The sequence below is a fragment of the Halomonas sp. BMC6 genome, from assembly GCF_964204995.1.
GTDB lineage: Bacteria > Pseudomonadota > Gammaproteobacteria > Pseudomonadales > Halomonadaceae > Vreelandella.
This window is the reverse complement of sequence record NZ_CAXNSH010000001.1, coordinates 795,787-816,019: the sequence shown is the minus strand read 5'-3', so window position 1 is coordinate 816,019 and position 20,233 is coordinate 795,787. Positions and strand designations below refer to the sequence as shown.

The 20,233-nt window shown below is 58.7% G+C and carries 18 protein-coding genes and 1 other RNA gene; 9 read left to right on the top strand and 10 right to left on the bottom strand.

Features of this window, described 5'->3' with window-relative positions; genetic code table 11:
• Positions 1-98 precede the first annotated feature (98 nt).
• The 3 genes from gpmI to AB6K10_RS03840 all read left to right on the top strand — a co-directional run bounded on the left by gpmI (position 99) and on the right by AB6K10_RS03840 (position 4,207).
• Complete coding sequence (gene gpmI, locus AB6K10_RS03850) at positions 99-1,661, top strand: 2,3-bisphosphoglycerate-independent phosphoglycerate mutase (protein WP_159340545.1); 1,563 nt, start codon at positions 99-101, stop codon at positions 1,659-1,661.
• Between the two features lie 5 nt (positions 1,662-1,666).
• Entirely contained in the window at positions 1,667-2,803 is a 1,137-nt protein-coding gene (locus AB6K10_RS03845) for a peptidoglycan DD-metalloendopeptidase family protein (RefSeq protein WP_339118027.1), read from the top strand.
• A 102-nt stretch (positions 2,804-2,905) separates the two neighbouring features.
• Positions 2,906-4,207, top strand: a complete 1,302-nt coding sequence (locus AB6K10_RS03840) for a S41 family peptidase (RefSeq protein ID WP_285264124.1) — start codon at positions 2,906-2,908, stop codon at positions 4,205-4,207.
• Here AB6K10_RS03840 and AB6K10_RS03835 read toward each other — a convergent pair whose 3' ends face one another.
• From AB6K10_RS03835 to AB6K10_RS03820, 4 genes are all read right to left on the bottom strand, one after another.
• Entirely contained in the window at positions 4,208-5,464 is a 1,257-nt protein-coding gene (locus AB6K10_RS03835) for a UbiH/UbiF/VisC/COQ6 family ubiquinone biosynthesis hydroxylase (protein ID WP_339118026.1), read from the bottom strand.
• Between the two features lie 43 nt (positions 5,465-5,507).
• Positions 5,508-6,746 (bottom strand): 2-octaprenyl-6-methoxyphenyl hydroxylase, encoded by a 1,239-nt coding sequence (gene ubiH, locus AB6K10_RS03830; RefSeq protein WP_339118025.1) that lies wholly within the window; start codon positions 6,744-6,746, stop codon positions 5,508-5,510.
• 90 nt (positions 6,747-6,836) lie between these two features.
• Positions 6,837-8,174 (bottom strand): Xaa-Pro aminopeptidase, encoded by a 1,338-nt coding sequence (gene pepP, locus AB6K10_RS03825; protein ID WP_339118024.1) that lies wholly within the window; start codon positions 8,172-8,174, stop codon positions 6,837-6,839.
• Between the two features lie 24 nt (positions 8,175-8,198).
• On the bottom strand, positions 8,199-8,777 hold the full coding sequence (locus AB6K10_RS03820) for a YecA family protein (RefSeq protein WP_339118023.1): 579 nt from the start codon (positions 8,775-8,777) through the stop codon (positions 8,199-8,201).
• A gap of 167 nt (positions 8,778-8,944) precedes the next feature.
• Here AB6K10_RS03820 and AB6K10_RS03815 point away from each other — a divergent pair, with 167 nt between their 5' ends.
• The 3 genes from AB6K10_RS03815 to AB6K10_RS03805 all read left to right on the top strand — a co-directional run bounded on the left by AB6K10_RS03815 (position 8,945) and on the right by AB6K10_RS03805 (position 10,137).
• Positions 8,945-9,253, top strand: a complete 309-nt coding sequence (locus tag AB6K10_RS03815) for a cell division protein ZapA (protein WP_305947207.1) — start codon at positions 8,945-8,947, stop codon at positions 9,251-9,253.
• 59 nt (positions 9,254-9,312) lie between these two features.
• A non-coding RNA gene (gene ssrS / locus AB6K10_RS03810) (6S RNA) lies at positions 9,313-9,495 on the top strand.
• Positions 9,496-9,501: 6 nt separating this feature from the next.
• A complete protein-coding gene (locus tag AB6K10_RS03805) occupies positions 9,502-10,137 on the top strand; it encodes a 5-formyltetrahydrofolate cyclo-ligase (protein WP_339118022.1) in 636 nt (211 codons plus the stop codon).
• 408 nt (positions 10,138-10,545) lie between these two features.
• Here the strand turns inward: AB6K10_RS03805 and ilvA are convergent, their stop codons facing one another.
• Complete coding sequence (gene ilvA / locus AB6K10_RS03800; RefSeq protein WP_159340536.1) at positions 10,546-12,060, bottom strand: threonine ammonia-lyase, biosynthetic; 1,515 nt, start codon at positions 12,058-12,060, stop codon at positions 10,546-10,548.
• 157 nt (positions 12,061-12,217) lie between these two features.
• Between ilvA and rpiA the strand changes: the two genes are divergently transcribed.
• A complete protein-coding gene (gene rpiA / locus AB6K10_RS03795; protein ID WP_339118021.1) occupies positions 12,218-12,889 on the top strand; it encodes a ribose-5-phosphate isomerase RpiA in 672 nt (223 codons plus the stop codon).
• Here rpiA and waaA read toward each other — a convergent pair.
• The 3 genes from waaA to AB6K10_RS03780 are packed head-to-tail and all read right to left on the bottom strand — an operon-like array spanning position 12,884 to position 16,687.
• A complete protein-coding gene (waaA, locus tag AB6K10_RS03790) occupies positions 12,884-14,170 on the bottom strand; it encodes a lipid IV(A) 3-deoxy-D-manno-octulosonic acid transferase (RefSeq protein ID WP_339118020.1) in 1,287 nt (428 codons plus the stop codon). The genes rpiA and waaA overlap by 6 nt on opposite strands.
• Positions 14,170-15,600, bottom strand: a complete 1,431-nt coding sequence (gene hldE / locus AB6K10_RS03785) for a bifunctional D-glycero-beta-D-manno-heptose-7-phosphate kinase/D-glycero-beta-D-manno-heptose 1-phosphate adenylyltransferase HldE (RefSeq protein WP_339118019.1) — start codon at positions 15,598-15,600, stop codon at positions 14,170-14,172. Before hldE ends, waaA begins: the two co-directional genes overlap by 1 nt.
• Positions 15,590-16,687: a glycosyltransferase family 9 protein gene (locus AB6K10_RS03780; RefSeq protein ID WP_062375148.1), complete on the bottom strand. Its 1,098-nt coding sequence runs from the start codon at positions 16,685-16,687 to the stop codon at positions 15,590-15,592. Before AB6K10_RS03780 ends, hldE begins: the two co-directional genes overlap by 11 nt.
• Here AB6K10_RS03780 and AB6K10_RS03775 point away from each other — a divergent pair.
• Positions 16,686-17,411: a 3-deoxy-D-manno-octulosonic acid kinase gene (locus tag AB6K10_RS03775; protein ID WP_339118018.1), complete on the top strand. Its 726-nt coding sequence runs from the start codon at positions 16,686-16,688 to the stop codon at positions 17,409-17,411. The genes AB6K10_RS03780 and AB6K10_RS03775 overlap by 2 nt on opposite strands.
• On the opposite strand, the gene AB6K10_RS03770 is transcribed toward AB6K10_RS03775, so the two are convergent.
• Both AB6K10_RS03770 and AB6K10_RS03765 read right to left on the bottom strand, forming a co-directional pair.
• The gene (locus AB6K10_RS03770) at positions 17,412-18,311 is read right to left on the bottom strand and encodes a glycosyltransferase family 9 protein (RefSeq protein WP_339118017.1); all 900 of its coding nucleotides are present in this window, start codon (positions 18,309-18,311) and stop codon (positions 17,412-17,414) included.
• Entirely contained in the window at positions 18,304-19,338 is a 1,035-nt protein-coding gene (locus tag AB6K10_RS03765) for a glycosyltransferase family 4 protein (RefSeq protein WP_339118016.1), read from the bottom strand. The genes AB6K10_RS03770 and AB6K10_RS03765 overlap by 8 nt, the downstream gene beginning before the upstream one ends.
• Between AB6K10_RS03765 and AB6K10_RS03760 the strand changes: the two genes are divergently transcribed.
• On the top strand, positions 19,333-20,178 hold the full coding sequence (locus AB6K10_RS03760; RefSeq protein ID WP_339118015.1) for a glycosyltransferase family 2 protein: 846 nt from the start codon (positions 19,333-19,335) through the stop codon (positions 20,176-20,178). The two genes, AB6K10_RS03765 and AB6K10_RS03760, sit on opposite strands and share 6 nt — an antisense overlap.
• Positions 20,179-20,233 lie beyond the last annotated feature (55 nt).

Here is a 20,233-nt window from a genome sequence, read left to right as displayed (position 1 = left end):
TTATCAGGTGTTGTCTGAAAACTGGCTGAGCTGGCCTCACCAGCGTTTCAAACAGTACCTCACGTCGCTTGGCTGACCCACAAACGAGGGATTCTTTCATGGCATCATCTGCACCGCGCCCCGTGGCGCTGATCATCCTAGACGGCTACGGCCACAACCCCGATAGTGCTCACAACGCCGTGGCAGCGGCCAATACGCCGGTGATGGACGCGCTATGGGCCAATCGCCCCCACGCCTTCGTGCATACCGATGGCCGTCATGTGGGGCTACCCGACGGCCAGATGGGCAACTCCGAAGTCGGCCATATGAACCTGGGTGCCGGGCGTATCGTTTACCAGGACTTCACTCGTATCACCAAAGCCATCGAAGAGGGTGACCTGGACACCAACGAGGTGCTCACCAAGCCCATCGACGACGCGGTCGCCAATGGCCGTGCCGTGCATCTGCTCGGCCTGCTCTCACCCGGCGGCGTGCACAGCCACGAAGACCACTTTATCGCCATGGCCGAGCTGGCGGCGCGACGCGGTGCCCAGCGCATCTATGTACACGCCTTTCTAGATGGCCGGGACATGCCGCCGCAAAGCGCGCTGGCGTCTATCGAGCGCGCCAACGCCCGTCTAGCAGAACTGGTCGGTGCTGATAACGGCTTTGTCGCGTCCATCATTGGCCGCTTCTTCGCCATGGACCGCGACAACCGCTGGGAACGCGTCGAGCAAGCCTACCGCCTGCTCACCGACGGCCACGCGGAGTACACCGCCACCAGCGCGGAAAGCGGCCTGCGTGACGCCTACGAACGCGGCGAAACCGATGAGTTCGTCGCCGCCACGCGCGTACCGGGCAACGGTAACGCCGTGACGTTACAGGATGGCGACGCCGCCTTGTTCCTGAACTTCCGCTCCGACCGCGCCCGCGAACTCACTCGCGCCTTCACCGAGGCAGACTTCGACGGCTTCGAGCGTCAGGTGCGCCCAACGCTGGCGGGCGATGGGTTGGTGATGATGACCCAATACGCCGCCGACATCGATGCCCCTGCGGCGTTTCCGCCTACCGACCTCACCGACACCCTAGGCGAAGTGGTGGCCAAGCGTGGCCTCACCCAGCTGCGCATTGCCGAAACAGAGAAGTACCCTCACGTGACGTTCTTCTTCTCCGGCGGTAACGAAGCCGAGTACGAAGGCGAAGAGCGCATCTTGGTGCCTTCCCCCCGCGACGTGAAAACCTACGACGAAAAGCCGGAAATGAGCGCGTTCGAGATTACCGACAAGCTCGTGGAGGCCATCGATAGCGGCCGTTTCGATCTCATGGTGTGCAACTACGCCAATGGCGACATGGTCGGCCACACCGGGGATTTCGACGCTGCCGTGAAAGCGATCGAGACCGTCGACATTTGCGTTGGCCGCGTGGTGGAAGCAATCGAGCGCGCGGGTGGAGCCTGCCTGATTACCGCCGACCACGGCAATGCCGAACAGATGGTCCACCCGGAAACCGGCGCCCCGCAAACCGCTCACACCACGTTTGTGGTGCCGCTGGTGTACGTGGGAGAGCGGGCGGCAGAACTCGACGACGGCCGCCTGTGCGACCTGGCCCCCACGCTGCTGACCATGATGAATCAACCACAGCCTGAGGCGATGACCGGCACACCGCTGCTGCGCTTCACGTAATGCCCATGTGGCGACCACTCGCCCTTGCCACTCTGCTGCTGGCCTTGGGCCAGCAGCCCGCCTTGGCGCAGCCGGACGAACGCGCTGCTCGTGAGCAGCTCGATGCGCTCGGGCAGGAGATCGACGCCATGGCCGAGCGGCTCAGCGCGACCGGCCAAGCCCGCGATAGCGCTCAACGCGAGCTAAAGGCGGTGGAAACCGAGCTCGCCCAGACCCACCAGCGGCTGGACCAGCTTCAGGCGGAGCGGCGCCAACTCAATGACGAGACCACCCAATTACGTCAGCACCGCGAACGCTTGCAGAGCGAACGGGAAGCGCAATATCAAGCGCTCGGGCAGCAGCTCGCCGCGCTCTATCGGCTAGGGCCTACGCCCCAGCTCAAGCTGTTGCTCAACCAACGCGACCCTGCCGAGCTGGACCGTATGCAGGCCTATTTGAACCGGCTAACACAGGCGCGCCAGCAGCGCCTGGCCGATATTGCGCGGCTGGACACGGCACTTGCCGATACCGAACAAGCACTGGCAGAGCGCCAAACGCGTTTGGATACCTTGGCGGACGAGCTGGAGACCCAAAGCGCCCTGCTCGCCGAGCGCACCGAAGCGCGCCGGGGCGTCGTCAATACGCTCGATGATCGCTACGGGAGCGAGGCGGAACGCTTGGCCGACCTGAACCAGAGCCGCGAGCAGGCAGAGCAGCAGCTCCGCGCGATTCAAGCCGAATTGGCACGCCTGGCAGAGCCCACGCCCACTACGCACATCACCCGCACACAAGGGGATCTGCCCTGGCCCGTGCAGGGCAGCATCACCGCCAGCTTTCAGCGGCGGGATGGGGTGCACTACAACGGTATCGTGATTCAGGCCAGCGAAGGCACGGCGGTCACGGCGGTCCACTCGGGTCGCGTGGTCTTCGCCGATTGGATGCGAGGGTTCGGCAACTTATTGATCATCGACCATGGCGACCAGATCATGACGCTTTATGCGCACCTGCAGCAGTTCAGCGCCCGCCCCGGACAGCAGGTGAATCGTGGCGACGCTATTGGCCGGGTGGGCAACAGCGGCGGGCAGCCCCAGCCAGCGCTCTACTTCGAAGTGCGGCGAGGCGGGGAACCCATTAATCCGCAACGTTGGATTGCGCGCCGTTGACGGGATAAGCTGATGCTACTCTCTTTATAGTTACTCTCTTGACCATGACCCTCACAACCCGCGCAGTGCCACTGGCGCTGCCTTTCGCCTAGCGGAGTCCGCATGACGCTATCTGTTACCGAGGTATCGGCCCCTGCCAAGCGTTTCTTGGCCACCCTGCTTCCGCTCGCGCTGCTGGCTGCCCCGCTCCCCTTGGCCGCCCAGCCGGCGAACAGCGTCGCCGATGACCTGCCGTTGGAGGAGATTCAAACCTTCGCCGAAGTATTCGAGCGTATCAAACGCGGTTACGTCGAAGAGGTCGACGACCGCACGCTGCTGCGCAACGCCATGCGGGGCATGCTCAGCGAGCTCGACCCTCACTCGGCCTACCTGGATGAAGAGGAGTACCAAAGCCTGCGGGAATCCACGCAGGGCGAGTTTGGCGGCATCGGTATCGAAGTCGGCACCCAAAATGGCCAACTGATGGTCGTCACTCCCATCGATGACACGCCCGCCTCACGGGCAGGCCTGCTGTCTCAGGACATCATCGTGGCCATCGATGGCACCCCCACCGATAGCCTCTCACTGCAGGAAGCCGTCAACTTGATGCGTGGCGAACCCGGCACGCCACTGCGTTTGACGATTCTGCGCTCCGGCGAAGAGTCACCGCGGGAGTTCACCCTCACCCGTGAAGTGATCCGCAGTGAGAGCGTCAAGCAAGAGGTGCTGGAGCCCGGCTACGGCTATTTGCGCATTAGCCAATTTCAGTCCCGCACGCCAGAACAGGCTCGCCGTGCTCTCGAGCGTATGGCCCGAGAGCAGCCCTTAGAAGGTTTGATTCTGGATCTGCGCAATAACCCCGGTGGCGTCCTCCAGGCAGCGGTGGGCGTCGCCGATCTGTTCCTCGATGATGGGCTGATCGTGTATACCGAAGGGCGACTCTCGGATACCGAAATGTCGTTTTCGGCGTCTCCGGATACACCAGCGGGCGACATCCCGCTCGTGGTCCTCATCAACAGCGGCAGCGCGTCGGCGGCGGAAATCGTCGCGGGCGCGCTGCAAGATCAGCGCCGGGGCGTCATCATGGGGACCGAGAGCTTCGGTAAGGGCTCGGTGCAACAAATCATGCCGCTGGGCAATGGCGAAGGCTTGAAGCTGACGACCGCCCTTTACTACACCCCGAATGGCCGCTCGATCCAGGCGCAAGGCATCGAGCCGGACGTCGAAGTGGTGCGCGGCCGCCTGGAAGTGGCGGAAGGGCGTCGCGAAATCCGCGAATCGGATTTAGACGGCCATCTAGGCAGCCAAAGTGATATGCCACCCGAGCGCGCCGCCATGTCTCAGCGGCTGCGCGAGGATTACCAGCTCAGCGAAGCGCTGAACCTGCTGAAAGCGCTGAACGTGGTGGATCGTCGTCGCGGCTAGCTAGCGGCACGATAGCGGCAGGCGGCCTCGCTCTCCGGTCGCCTGCCGCATTACCAAGCGTTTAAGCGGCACGAGCTGGTTCATACCGCTCATACCCACGTTGCGCGCCAGCGTAAACACCGGATGCTGGCTGCCAAACAGCCCCTTAAACCCCTTCATCAAGCCCAGCATGGCGCTGTTATCGAAGCGTCGACGACGCTCGTAGCGGCGCAGCGTGGCCACACTGCCCCACGGCGCGCCGCGCCGCCAAGCCAAGACCACTTCTTCCGCTAACACTGCCGCGTCCATCAATCCTAAATTGACGCCCTGCCCGGCCAGCGGATGCAGGCTGTGGGCGGCATCGCCGACTAACGCGAAGTTGGGCTGCACATAATGCTGGGCGTGGCGCTGTACCAGCGGAAACCGATAGGCGCTATCCACGGGCATGACATCACCCAGACGATGATCAAACGCCTCGCCCAGCGCCTGCCCCAGCGCCTCTGCCGAGCACGCCGTCAGCGCTTGGGCATGTTCAGGCGTGGTGGACCAGACAATGGAGCAGTAGCGATCATCCTCGTCGACGGTGAGGGGTAAGAACGCCAGTGGACGACCCGCGATAAAGGCTTGCCGTGCGGTGGCCCCATGGGGCTGTGCGCAGCGCACCGTGGTGACGACGGCCTCTTGCGCCATGGACTCCTCCGCTACCGAGATGCCCGCTAGCGCGCGCAAGGCAGAGCGCGCACCATCGGCCGCGACAAGCAGCGGCGTTTGCAGCTGCCGGCCATCGTCGAGCACCAGCCAGCGGCCACGCGCCGTGGTTTGCAGCGCCTCTACCCGCACGCCATTCAAGCGCGTTAGGGTCGGCTGCTTGGCGACCTGCTCGTTCAACGCGGCCAGCGTCACGTCATTCTCGACGATATGACCCAACACGGCGGTCCCCGCTTCGTCTGCCGAGAAGCGAATATGACCACTGCCTTCGGCATCCCATACCTCCATGTAACGGTACGGCGTGACGCGTGCCGTCTGCATAGCGGGCCAGGCACCCAAATGGGTGAGCAGTTGCTGGGACACCGGGGTCAGCGCGCTGACGCGGGGGGCGGGAATCTCGCCAGCGACGTCATCCAGGTGCAACGTCGATGCTTTGGCTTCCACCAGCGCCACCTGCATTCCCGCTTCTGCCAATAGCCCGGCCAGCGCAGTGCCCACCATACCCGCGCCAACAATTACCGCATCGAAACGCGTGACGGGCGGCTTAGCTGCTTGTGATTGCGTTGTCATAACACTCCTTGGCTTGGGTCATTGAGGGCGCTGGATGAGAGCGTCAGCGCTCCAGGCCCATCGCGCGGCGTGCCAAGCCACGGCGCAGCGGGCCGATCAAATTAAGGCCGATCAACCCAGCGCCACGGGCGTGGGGCAGCAGCGGTAGCGAGTAACCAAACAGCCGCACTAAGCCGTCACTAAAGCGGATCACATTGGCGCGGTCTTGGGCGCGGCGGCGCTCAAACGCCTGCAACGTGCTCATATCTCCCAAGGAGCGCTGCTGCTGAGCCCCTTGGGAGAGCGCTTCCACTAAATCCATCACCGAGCGCAGCGCTAAATTGAAGCCCTGGCCAGCCACCGGGTGCAGCGCATGGGCCGCATTGCCCAACACGGCTAAGCCGGGGCGAACGGGCTCTTCTGCCGTCACTAGCGACAGCGGATAGCTAAACCGCTGGCCAACGCGGGTGAAGCGCCCGACGCGGTCGCCAAACGCCTGCTGAAGCTGGCGCAAGAACGCTGCATCCGGCAGCGCCATTCGAATGCCTTCACTGCCGCTGGCGTGGGTCCAGACCAGCTCCATGGCCTGCCCCGGCAGTGGCAGCAGCGCAATGGGCCCCTCGGAGGTAAAGCGCTCGTAAGCAACCCCTTGATGGGGCTGGCTAATGCCTACATGGGCAATGACCGCCGTTTGCTCATAGGAGTGACGGCGGCTGGCGATTCCGAGCTGCTCCTTCAGCCCCGAGCGGCCGCCATCGGCCAAAATGGTCAACGCCGCCGTTAGCTCGCTTCCATCGGAAAGCCGCAAATAGTGGCCGCTGGCCGTGGGCGTTAGCCGTGCCACCGTGGCCGGGCAGTACCACTCGATAGGCAGTTGCTGCAGCTTTTGATGCAGCACGCGCCCCATCCAGGCGTTGGGAATCACGTGCCCCAAGGCAGCGACGCCTAGCTCTTGTGCATTAAGGCGCGTCGCGCCCAAACGGCCCCGCTCGCTAATATGAATACGATTAATCGGTGTGGCCTCGACCTGCATCGCTTCCCACACGCCTAGCTGGCGAAAGCGCTGCGCCGAGCCTTCGGCAATGGCGCTTGCCCGGGCATCGAAGCTCGGCTGCCACGTCGTGTCCTCAGTGCTCTGCGGTAGCGCATTGGCTTCGATGATGGCGACCCGCCAACCGTGGCGCTCGATGAGCGGTGCCAATGCACAGCCCAAACTGGCCCCCACCAGTCCTCCGCCCACGATCACGATGTCATGGGTGGGCGACGGCGCTTGTGGACGTGGTCCCTGCTCAGCCCCATGCATTGGCCTCTCCTCGTTCATATCGCACGATCACTGCGATTCGTAATTTCGTAACGTAGCTTACATAATCAATTAGCCGCGTGATGCAGCTGGTTATTTATTCGCCATTAACTGCTCGATATCGGCCACCTGTTTCGGTACGTCCGCGGTCAAGATGTCATGGCCCTGGTCGGTGACCACCACGTTATCCTCGATACGAATACCGATACCGCGATAAGCCTCGGGAATATCGTTGTCGCTGGGAATGTAAAGGCCGGGCTCGACGGTCAGCACCATGCCGGGTTCCAGCGGCCGTGGAGTGGCCTCGTCGAGGCGATAGGTGCCCACGTCGTGAACATCCAGCCCTAGCCAGTGCGAGGTAGAGTGAAGATAGAAGCGCCGATAGCTCTCGTCATCGATACGCGCTTGCACGTCGCCCGACAGCAGGCCTAGCTCGATGAGGCCAGCGGTGAGATCCGCCACGACTCCTTGATGGATCTCCGCTAACGTCGCGCCGGGGGCGATGGCATTCACCGCGCGCACTTGGGCATCGAGCACCACTTGGTAGAGCGCCCGCTGAGCGTCATTGAAGCGACCGCTGACCGGAAAGGTGCGCGTGATGTCACCTGCGTAGAGATCGAACTCTGCCCCAGCATCGATCAGTACCAGCGTGTCTTCCTCCAGCACATCGCTGTTTTCAATATAGTGCAGCACACAGGCATTGGCCCCGCCGCCGACGATCGTGCTGTAAGCAGGCCCGCTAGCGCCGTGCCAAACAAAGGTGTGCTCCAGCTCGGCCTGGAGCTGATATTCGCTCAGCCCAGCTTGGCAGGTGCGCATGGCGCGCACGTGGGCCTGAGCGGAAATCGCCGCCGCATGGCGCAGCAGTGCAATTTCGGCGGGGCTTTTGATCAAGCGCATCTCGTGAATCAGCGGGCGACTATCCAACCAGCCTTTTAGCGCGGGCTTGCCACGGCGCATGCCCGCCTGCGCGTAGGCCAACGCGTCTTCGGCAATGCTCAGCGCGTCGGGATTATCCAGCGGCACATAAAGCAGCTCACGGCCATCGAGCAGCGTGGGCAGCAGAGCGTCACGCTCGGCATTTTCGAACGCTTGGTCGAGGCCATGCTGGCTGACAACGCCCTGCGCCCCTAAACGGCGGCCGGTCCAGGCTTCCAGGGTGGGGTCGCGGTCTTGGCAGAACACCACGCTTTGGCCTTCAGCACGGCCCGGCAACAGCAGCAGTAGCGCCTCCGGCTCCTGAAGGCCGGTCAAGTAGTAAAAATCGCTCTGCTGACGGAAGGGGTACTCGCTGTCGTGGGAGCGGGTCACCAAAGACGCCCCAGGCACCAGCAGCGCGGCATGGCTCGGCAGCTTGGCCATGAGCCTCTCTCGACGCTGACGGTACTCCTCAGGCTGAATGGCAGCGGGGCGAGGCAGTTGCGTGGGCATAACGGCTCCTTTAGGCGTGGTGGCTCAATGAACGGGGGCGTCGGTTTGCTCTACCTGGGGCTGCCCCGGATGCTGTTCGGTATAGAGCAGCATGGCCGCCATCCGAGCGTGTTCGGTCAAGGCAAACAGATCGTTCTCGTTCTCGGGGCTATCGTCGATGTCGGTCTCGATCTGACCGAGGCCTTCCAGGTCATCGATCGCTTCTTTTAGGGTTTGCGACCAGCGCTCCCGCAGGGTGTCGTCGGCGACCTCCTCGATCACTTCCATGAAACCCAATGTCCACTCTTTCAGCCCCTGCGCCTGCTCGGCAAGAGAGAACAGCTCGTCGGGCAGCAGCGGCGCGTAGTTCATATCGCTCGCGCTCAATGCTTCCAACGTCTGGCGCCGCCAGCCCAACAGGCGCTCGGCGCTGGCCGGGTCACGGGGTTGCTCGACCCCTAGACTGAGGCACACTTCTTCCAGCCATGCGTCGGCGGTGACATCGCGCAGCGCCAACAAGCCGCACAGTCGTCCATCCAGAAAGGCTGGGGACTGCATGCTGCCGTGGAGTAAAAATACATCCGCTACGTCAGAAAAATCCTGGCGCTCGTCAATCAATGACATGATTCTTGCTCGCTTTACCAAAGATGAAGGTATGACCACAGGGATAGGGCGGGGTGCCTGCGCGTTGACCCCGCATGAGCGGCTCTCTTATAGTGAACGCCGTCTATCCTTCCTATGTAGTGATGTTAACGCATCGGGCCCCTTGCTGGCCCGTGCTGGAGCCTTTGATGAGTCACGCAAAGCGGCCAACGAAAGAGATTACCCTACTGGGTCGCAGCTATATGATTGCCTGCGACACCGGCGAAGAAGCCCAGCTCGAACGCGCTGCTCGCTATTTGGACCGCGCCATGCACGGCATTCATGCCCAAAGCAGCGTCCTGGGCAGCGAGCGCATCGCAATCATGGCCGCGCTCAATATTACCCATGAACTGCTGGAAGCGCTGGATGAGCACCGTGCGGGTGAAGCCAGCCTCAGCCGTTTGAACGACCGGCTCGAACGTGCATTGGCCGGTGCCCGGCCGCGCAAAGAGCCTTGAGCGGCTCGCCCACTGCAACCGAGACTTTGGCATTGGCAGCGGCTCTGTTAGGATAGCGGTGTTCTCTGGGATGTACGCCAGTCGTTATAGTCCCTCGAGCCTATGCGCAGTACCCAGGGGGCCAAATGCTAGCCAGACCCGTGTGCATGTCCGTGCGTCGGAAAGCCTGACGGTTTGGCTGCGGCCACCCACCTGAACCAGTAGGTTCAGGGCCAGAACGACAGCGGCATTCTGGGGAACACTTTGTGATGACCTTTCGCGAGATGACCTCTACCTCACCTAGCGACAAGCAGGCCCTTCGGCGCGATTTGAAACGCCGCCGCCGTGCGCTCTCCGCCCAGCAGCAACGGCAAGCCGCCTTGGCTCTGTGTCAGCGCTTGAAACAGCTTCCTGAAATTCGTCGCGCCAAGCGCATCAGCCTCTACTTGCCGGTCAATGGCGAGATTGATCCTACGCCACTGATTCCTTGGCTACGCCAACGCCGTGTGGCCATCTACCTGCCCGTACTTCGCCCGTTTAGCGGCAACCGCCTCTGGTTCGTGGCGTATGATGCCAACACCCCGATGATCAACAATCGTTTCGGCATTGCTGAGCCCAGCCCCCGATTTGCTGCCCAGCGCCGCCATCGGCTGCCCGCCTGGGCCCTGGATACGCTCATCGTGCCGCTGGTGGGGTTCGATCAGCAGGCCAACCGGATGGGTATGGGCGGCGGATTCTATGACCGCAGTTTGGCGTTTATGCGTCGTCCGGGGCCTGCGCCTGCGCTGATTGGCGTGGCCCACGCCTGCCAGCAGGTAGAAGCGCTGCCCGTGGAACCTTGGGATATTCCGCTGACTGCGGTCGCCAGCGATATCGGCGTGGCGCGCCCAAACAAAACGGGCTGATCACAAGGATCAGCCCGTTTTGTTATCTAGTCACCCAGTAGGTGCAGCATGAGTGCTGAGCGCGCTATCATTAACCATTGGTTAACTCCCCGACAGCGCCTGTGCATATCCAGTGGCTAATACACCGAGCAAAAACACCACTGTCAATGCCATCACCATATCAGGCTTTCTACGCCGCATGCCTCTTCTCCAACGTCTTTCGCAGTTGCCAAATGCCCTTAGTGCGTCACCAAGCTTTTCATTTTGGGAAGATGACACACCTCATTAATTTCGATCACGACTATAGGGCCATAAGGGGCTCGATGACAACTGCTAAAAGCACTATTTTAGCCCCGCAATTAAACGTTTCAGACTCCCTCAACTGCCTAGCAGCTCTAGCTTGCGCCGTTAGCGGGCACTTACATTACGTTACGCCATGAAGAGTCGGTAGGCGGGGTTGTCGCTCTCTTGCCAGTAGCGGTAACCGATGGCATCTAAGTACTCGGTCACGTGAACCCGGTCTTCGCTCGGCACTTGCATTCCCACGAGTACACGCCCATAAGCGGCCCCATGATTGCGATAGTGAAACAGCGAAATATTCCAGTCGTGTGGCAATTGGGTTAAGAAATTCATCAAGGCCCCGGGACGCTCTGGAAACTCGAAACGATACAGCTCTTCTTCGAAACGCTCGCTGGGGCGGCCGCCGCTTAAATGTCGAATATGCAGCTTGGCTAACTCGTTATCGGTCAAATCTTCGACGTGATAACCGCCTTCGCGCAGTTTATCGATCACCGCTTGGCGGTCTTCACCACCCGGCTTGACCTGTACGCCAACGAAAATGTGCGCTTCGCTATCGTCGGCATAGCGGTAGCTAAATTCGGTCACCATGCGTTTGCCCAGCGTGCGGCAGAACTTCTTAAAGCTGCCGGGTTTTTCGGCGATGGTGACGGCCAGAATGGCTTCGCGCTGCTCGCCCAGCTCGGTGCGTTCGGCAATATGCTGCAAACGGTCGAAGTTGGTGTTGGCGCCCGAGTTAATGCACAGCAGCGTCTCGCCTTCTGCACCGGTTTGCTGCACGTACTTCTTTAGGCCCGCTAACGACAGCGCGCCGGAGGTTTCAGCGACGGCGCGGGTATCCTCGAAGATATCTTTCACCGCGGCGCACATTTCATCGGTATTCACGGTAATCACATCGTCGATGAGATCACGCACCAGCGAGAACGGCACCTCGCCAATTTGCGCGACCGCCACACCTTCGGCAAAGACGCCCACTTGGTCCAGCACCACGCGCTCACCGGCGTCCAGCGCAGCTTTCAAGCAGGCGCTATCCTCCGCTTCCACACCGATGATTTTGATATCCGGGCGCAGGTACTTCACGTAGGCAGCCACCCCGGCAATCAGCCCGCCGCCGCCCACGGGGATGAAGATTGCATCCAAACGGCCGCTGTGCTGACGCAGAATCTCGACGCCAATGGTGCCTTGCCCGGCCACCACGTCGATATCGTCGAACGGGGGAATATAAGTGTAGCCATGCTCTTTGATCAGCTCTTGGGCGTGTTCGGCAGCGGCGGCAAAGGCATCGCCTTTCAGCACGACTTTCGCCCCACGGGCACGCACCGCCTGTACTTTGATGTCTGGCGTGATGCGTGGCATGACGATCACCGCTTTCACTCCCATCAGCTTGGCTGCCATGGCCAACCCTTGTGCGTGGTTGCCCGCGGAAGCGGCGATCACGCCCTTGGCTTTCTGCTCATCGGTCAACTGGGCCATTTTGTTGTAGGCCCCGCGAATTTTGAACGAAAAGACCGGCTGCAAATCTTCCCGCTTAATCAAAATCTGGTTGTTGAAACGACGCGACAAAAAGGGAGCGGGCGAAATGGGCGTCTCACAAGCGGCTTCATAAACGCGGGCTTGGAGGATCTTTTTGACGGTTGCTTCGAGCATGCTGACATCCCAGAAAAATGACGTGGCCCTGGCGGGTGCGAACAAAACCTTTATTGGTAGCAGATTACGACTGGCAACGTCTAGCGGCGTTTCCATCGGCACTCGCCGCTTAGGCCGTTATACTAAGGGCGACTGCCTCCCTGATACTGGAACCATCATGACACAAGATGAACTAAAAGCCGCTGTGGCGGATGCCGCTATTCGCGAAATTGAGCCGTACCTGGAAAAAGAGACGGTACTAGGTATCGGCACGGGTTCGACAGCCAACCTGTTTATCGACCGCTTAGGCCCTCTGCGTGACCGATTCAAGGGCGCCGTGGCCAGCTCGGAAGCCAGCGCCGAACGACTCAAAGGCCTGGGCATCGAGGTATTTGAACTGAACCATGTGGGTGACGTGCCTTTCTACATCGATGGTGCAGACGAAGTGAATGCTCACCTACATATGATCAAAGGCGGCGGTGCAGCGCTGACTCGAGAAAAGATCGTCGCCGCCTGCGCCAAGCGCTTCATCTGTATCGCCGATGGTTCTAAATACGTGGCACAGCTAGGCCACTTTCCGCTGCCGGTGGAGGTGATTCCCATGGCGCGCTCCTACGTGGCGCGGGAGCTGGTCAAGCTAGGCGCCGAGCCCGTCTATCGTCAGGGCGTGGTGACCGATAACGGTAACCATATCATCGACTGCTTTAACTTTATGATCGATGATCCGGTCGCCATGGAAGCGCGCATTAACAGCATCGTGGGCGTCGTGACCAACGGCCTGTTCGCCGCACGCGGAGCCGACGTACTGCTGCTCGGCAAAGCAGAAGGGGTAGAGCGGACGGCGCTATAAATAGCGACTCAGCCCATCCAGGGTGCGCGACAGCGCCCCGCGATGGGCTTCGATCACCACCTGCCCTGCCTCACCCGCCTGCCGAGCACGTTGAGGGTAGGCGATATACTCTGCCAGGGTGCTTGCCAACGCTTCTGGGGTATCCACCACGGTCAGCGCCTTGGCCGCCAGCAGTGGCTCAGCGACATCGCTAAAGTTCTCCAGCGACGGCCCACACAGGACGGGCTTACCCAATGCGGCAGGCTCTAACACGTTGTGCCCACCCAGCGGTACCAGGCTGCCGCCCACGTAGGCCACGCTCCCCGCGCCGTACAGCGCCGCCAGCTCACCCAATGTATCGCCCAGGTAAATCTGGGTGGCGGGTGTAACGGGTTGCTGCTGGCTATGGCGACTGACCTTCCAGCCCTCGCGTTCGCACAGTGCCGCCACCTCGTCAAATCGCTGAGGATGGCGAGGCACCAGTACCAGCAGTGCGTCTGGAAAGCGTTTAAGCAGTTGGCAGTGGGCCGTGAGCAGCAGCGCTTCTTCCCCGTCGCGGGTAGAGCCCGCGACCCAGACGGGCCGCTCTCCCCACGCCTGAAGTAAGCGTTCACTTTCCGCCAACGCCTTCTCAGGCAGTGCTTGTTCAAATTTCAGCGACCCCACCACGGTGGTGGCGTCGGCCGCACACCCCAGCGCTTGAAAGCGCGCGGCGTCCTCTGACGATTTGGCGGCAAGCCACGTCACGTTGGCTAACGCGCTGTGCATCAGCGGGCGAAGACGCTGGTAGCGGGCAAACGCGCGGGGCGATAGTCGGCCGTTGACCACTGCAACAGGCACCGCCTGCCGGTGGCAGGCGTGAAGCAGATTCGGCCACAGCTCGGTTTCAAACAGGATGGCAAGCTCAGGCTGTACGCGGGCCACAAAGCGCTTGGCCGCGCCGGGGAAATCCAGCGGAAGAAACCGATGGGCAAGACGAGGCTGATCGGTAGCGCCCTGTTCTGCTATCAGCGCCAACGCCTGCTGGGCACCGGTGGCGGTCATGGTGGTCAACAGCAGACTATAGCGAGGAAAGCGCGCCAGCAGCCCTTCGATCAGCGGGCGGGCAGCGCGTACCTCGCCTACCGAGGCACAGTGCAACCAAATGCGCGGTGGGGGCGGCAGTGGTTCGAGGCACAACCCCAGCCGCTGGAGCCGTGAGTAAGTGGGCACTTGCTCACGCCAGATGCGCCAGCCAATCAGCGGCGCTAGCCCATAGAGCGCCGCCGAATAGGCCAGCCGTGGCCAGCGGGGGGCTGCCATTAACTTTCGCGGTCCAGAATGGAGCTGATCATCGCCGTGGTGGAAACGCCATCTTCAAAGCCCAGCACTTTCACCTCGCCACCGTTGGCAATCACGGCGCTGCCTCCAGCGATATCCTCGGGGCGGTAGTCGCCGCCTTTAACCAGGATATCCGGCAGTACTTGCTCAATCAGGGCGGCGGGCGTGTCGTCACTAAATGGCACGACCCAATCCACCGCACCGAGCCCGGCCAGCACTTGCATCCGTCGGTTCAACGGGTTGATGGGGCGCTTTGGCCCTTTCAACCGGCCAATGGACGCATCATCGTTCACCGCCACGACCAGCCGGTCACCCAGGCGCTTGGCCTGCTCCAGGTAGGCCACATGGCCTGCGTGGAGAATATCGAAGCAGCCATTGGTCATCACCACCCGCTCACCGCGCAGCTGCGCAGCGCGAACGGCATCGACCAGAGGCGCTGGCTCGATCACGCCGAACTCGGCCAGCTTGTCGCCATGCAGCGCGGTGTAAAGCTCGGCAATGGAGAGCGTGGCGGTACCCGGCTTGGCCACCACCAGGCCCGCGCCCAAGTTGGCCAGCATCATGGCTTCCGGCAGCGCATGGTTAGCGGCCAGGGCCAGACCCATCAGGCCAATCACGGTATCGCCGGCCCCCGTGACATCAAACACTTCCTGGGCACGGGTGGGCAGGTGCAGTGGTGCTTGGCCTTCACGAATCAGCGTCATGCCCTTCTCACTGCGGGTAATCAGCAGCGCTTCTAACTCAAGTTCAGCACGCAGCGCTTCGCCTCGCTCGGCCAGTATGGCGTCGGTGGCGCATGGGCCCGCCACGGCTTCAAACTCGGTTAAGTTGGGGGTAATCAAGCTGGCCCCCCGGTACTTGGTGAAGTCTTGGCCCTTGGGGTCGATCAGCACTCGCTTGCCGTGGTAGCGAGCCATCTCGATCAGCCGCTCCACTTGGTTGAGCGTGCCCTTGCCGTAGTCCGATAAAATCACCACGTCGCACTCAGGCAGGGCTTGCTCAACCTGTGTCAGCAGGCCGCTAGTATCCACACTGTCGAGGCGCTGCTCAAAGTCCAAGCGCAGCAACTGCTGGTTACGGCTCATCACTCGCAGCTTGGTGATCGTGGGAATCTCGGCACTGCGCTGAAAGTAAGTGCTTACATCAGATGCAGCCAGGCGTTTGGTGAGCAGCTCGGCATTCTCATCCTCGCCCACCACACCCGCCAGTGCCGCATGGCCGCCTAATGACGCCACGTTGAGCGCTACGTTGGCTGCGCCACCGGGGCGGTCGTCGGCATCTTCCACGCGTACCACGGGCACCGGCGCTTCTGGGGAGATCCGCGAGGTGCCGCCGTGCCAGTAGCGGTCGAGCATGACGTCGCCTACCACCAGTACGCGGGCATGTTCCAGGGCGGTTAAATCAACTTTCATCCGAGGGTCCTGTTGTGGTCTGCGCTGCGGTGTGCGCCAACAGCGCGTCTAGCTTGGCAATCACATCGTCAGCCTTGATCAAGTCCATGGCATCGGCATGGCGTACTCGCTGCCCCCAGCTCACCTCGTCCACCGATTTATGCAGGTAGGTGCGTACCGCATCAGGGTAGGCATTGACGGCAAAATCGCGCCACAAGTAGGGGGCGGCCCGCTGAGGGTTGGTGGTGGCATAGAGGCCAAGCGTCGGCGTGCCCATGGCGTTGCCCATATGAGCCGGGCCAGTATCCGGGGCAATCACCGCGCGGGCGTTATCGATCAGCGCCAATACGCCTTTCAACGAGGTGCCGCCAATGGCGTTGATCACACTACCTGACTGGCAGAGCGCTTCGATATGGTCACCCATTTCCCGCTCAAGCGGGCTGCCGCCACCGGTGAGTACGCTCTTAAGACCGTGCTGCACCCACGCGTGTTCAATCACGCTGGCGTAGCCTTCCACCGACCAGTTGCGGAAGTTGCGCAACCGCGCGTTGCTACAAGGGTTAATCACTAAATAAGGCGCATCGCCACTAATAGCGCGGGCTTCCTCATAGGCCACTGCGGGCACCGCGAGATTCCACTCTAGGCGGTCGTCTTCGACGCCCAGTAAACGGGCGAAGTCCATGAATGACTCCAGCACGTGGGCGTTGGCATGGGGCGCTAGCTGGTGTTGGGTAAACCAGTGCTGGGCGTCCTTGGCACGGGCTTTGTCATAGCCGACGCGCACATTGGCTTTAAGCCCGAGCGAGAGCACGCTGGCGCGAATGGCCTGCTGCATATGCAGCAGCACATCGAAGCGGGTATCCGCCAGTTCGCGCCAGATAGCGCGCATGCCGGAGAGCCCCGTCGATTTGTCGTACACGACGAACTCGACCCCGGAAAGCCCGGCCAGTAAACTGTGCTCCCCCTTGCCGATAATCCAGGTAATGCGCGCGTTCGGCCACTGGCGCTGCAACGCTCGCACCGTGGGCACGAGATTGCATACGTCTCCCAGAGCGGAGAGGCGCAAAATAGCAATATGGTTTGGTTGAGCAGGCAGAGAGGGCTTCATGCGCTTAGCGGCACTCCAGCAGAAAAATGGGCTGATTTTACATGATGCAGACAGTTTAAGTGACGCCTGCGCATCACACCAACTGTCCTCCCCGACTCACCCACTGAGCACGGCGCTGTTCGAGTCAGATTACTGGCAATCGCAAGGCCTGATAGTCGGCGAAGCACCTGGCCGGGGCAGCAGCCTGTTCCTGCAAGCACGCGACCACGAGCAGTGGGTGCTGCGCCCTTACCAGCGCGGCGGGCTCATCGCCAAGGTCAGCAAGCAACGCTATGTCTGGCTGGGGGCAGAGCGCACACGAGCGTTTCGTGAAGTGCGCTTGACCGCCGCGCTGTATGAGCAAGGGCTTCCCGTGCCTCGCCCAGTGGCCTGCTGCGTCACTCGGTTCGGTTTGACCTATGAGGCGGCCCTGCTGACCGTGCGCATCCCCGGTGCTCGGGCGTTGGCCTCCTTACTGAGCGCCGAAGAGGCAGACGAGGCGCTGTTGATGCGCGTAGGCGCCATGATCAAGCGGTTTCACCAGGCAGGGCTCGATCATGTGGATCTCAACGCCCGCAACATTCTGGTGGATGAGGCTGGCAAGCCCTGGCTCATCGATCTCGACCGCTGCCGACTGCGCCCGCCGGGCAAATGGCAGGCACGTAACCTGCAGCGGCTGGAGCGGTCTGTGGTGAAGTTTCATGCTGGAGAAGGATTAAACACCATTCTGCAAGGCTATAAATAACTAACAGCGACTTATTAATGCAGCGACTTTACTCCTAACCAATTCAGGTGTTATTGTCTTCAAACCTCCCGCAGAAGTTAAGTAAACACTATTACTTCTCTCTAGGAACCATTCAGGCAAATAACTCTTAAAAATAACAACTTGATTCACACCCATAACATGGGCTATGTGTGAAGGGCCACAATCATTACTAACGAAAACTTTGCAATTACTTATGATTTCAAATAATAGATTCACACTCGGGTTATGCATTACATCAAACCCAGCATTTAAAAGATTTATTTTTTCTTCCTCTTCTTGAGGCCCTGTCAAAAATATTACGCCACCCAAATTTGAATCAATTATTTGACTAGCAAGAGACATATAATGTGATAGTGGCCATTTTTTATCTGCACCTCCAGCTCCAGGAGCTATAATAATTTTCCTAGATCTTGAAGAGTTAGAAGCTATATTTTTTTTAACATGTGGTGCTGCATCTAAGGTAGAGATATCGCCAAGAAGACTTAAAAATAAGTCAGCTCGATAAATACTGATATTCAAAGGTTGTGTATGTGTATAGCAACCACCAAATTTTTTAAATCCTACTCTCTTTCCAATACCAAGCCGGAACATTCCCAGCGCGCTTGCAATGCTTGATGGCCTAAGGTTATAGCCAGCAATAAACGTATGCTTTTTTTTTAGGTTGATGAGGCTTTTTTTCTCTTCTATTTCAAGAGCATCTAAAAAACCCATATCAACCAAAAAACTTCCACCTGATGCTTTGGTGACACCTATCAATGAAGCGTTTGAATATTTTTTTCTGAGCATTACTAAAAAAGGAATATGAACAACATAAGCTCCGAAAAACGGTCTATTATGCAGAATAACCAAAACTTTTGGGTCAGGCGGAATACTAGGCATTAAGGTTCAACTCCTTATATATTGCAAGGTACTTTTCAGCCATTACATCTTTACTATAAAGCTTCAAATCACGGCAAGCATTAGCAACAATATTCTTTTTAATGGACTCATTTTTAATAAGTAAAAAAATATACTCAATCATGCTTTCTGTGTCAGTAGCGTCGACTAAAAAGCCATTATACTCATGCTTTATTATATCAGGAATACCACCAGTATTATTAGCTATAATAGGCACTCCAGCTTTCATTACATCTAGTAGCACAGACCCTAAGCCTTCATTGCGAGAGGGAAACAAAAATATATCTAATGCCGGAAGATAGTCATTAACATTACCTTTAAAGCCTTCCCATACAACATTATCTAGCTGATCTGACGCTTTCTCAAGCATATCTCTATCAGCCCCATCTCCAAAAAAAACAAATAGTAACTCAGGAGCTCGCTCTTTTAGTTTTCTGGCAACTTTAATTAATTCGAGCTGCCCTTTATGACGATCCACCAATGCACCAACATGGCCAATGATTATCTTTCCTGGGTAACGGGCGCGATATTCACATACCAGTTCAGCGTTATTTTGACTATTCGATATTGCGCTGGGGATGATTGGAATGGGACGTGGGGACCAACCAGCTAACTCTTGCTGAATAATAGAGGATATAGCTACACAACTATCCGCATCTCCATAAAACAACCGATTTGTCCACTTGCGTTTGATCGGAGTATCTACGCGCCGAGTGAGTACGTAAGGTGTGCGGAAACGCTTTTTGTGCAGCCAAGCCCAGTGTGCTGCCTTTGCCTCATGAGCATGCACAACCGATGCATGACCGACCCTCTCATGCCCTTGAAACAAATGATTCGCATCAACAAATGTTAAAAAACTCAAACGCTCTAACTCATTACGCAGGGGTGAATCAGAGCGACAAACTAATGTCTGCTGCTTAACTCTGCCTGAAAGTGCTTGAATCAGTAGCGCCGTTTGACGCTCACCGCCGCGAAACCCTTTCGCTAAATTGACATGAATAATATGCAAATTTACCTCGCTCTAGATGACGCTCTTGGTCATCTTGTTATAGTAACGCACTCCTTAGCGATGAAAGTAGAGGTTTACGGCATGTACATAAATGTCAGTGTCGTCATCATTACCCGCAATGCAGCAGCCACTCTGGCTCGCACCCTGGAGGCAACACAGCAGTATGCCGATGTGGTGATATACGATAATGGTTCGACGGATGAGACTTGTGACATTGCTCGTTCCTACCCTAACGCAACACTCTATAAAGGTACGTTCAAAGGATTTGGACCTACGAAACGCCATGCCGTTTCGTTGGCTAAATATGATTGGATTCTCTCATTAGACGCTGATGAGGCACCGTCTGATGAGCTAAACACTGCTATCCAACGGTGGGTTACAAACGCTTCTCCTCATGAAGCCATGGAAATTTTACGAGAAAATTGGATGCTGGGACAGCCTGTCCGCCACTCTGGATGGGGAAACGATTGGTTAGTACGGCTTTTCAATCGGTCTGTATGCAATTTCAACGAGGCAATGGTGCATGAATCGGTCTTACTGCCAAAAAACGTTCATGTGAATAGGTTGGATGGCAAAATTAAGCATCTTGCTGTTACAGACTTGGCACAATTTCTTGATAAGATAAATCGCTATTCTGATTTGAGGGCATCTTCTGGCAGGCTCACAAGTTACTCCTTCCCGGTCATTTTTCTCAAGTCTATATTTGCTTTTTTTCGGACTTATTTCTTACGTTTAGGTGTGCTTGATGGTTGGAGAGGGCTCACCATAGCTGTTGCTAATGCTAATGGTGTGTTCTGGAAATATGCAAAGACCCGCACAGAGCAATATCGAAAACACTGACTCCCACTATCGCTAGATTGCGCTTATCAATATTGGATGTAGGCATATAAATATG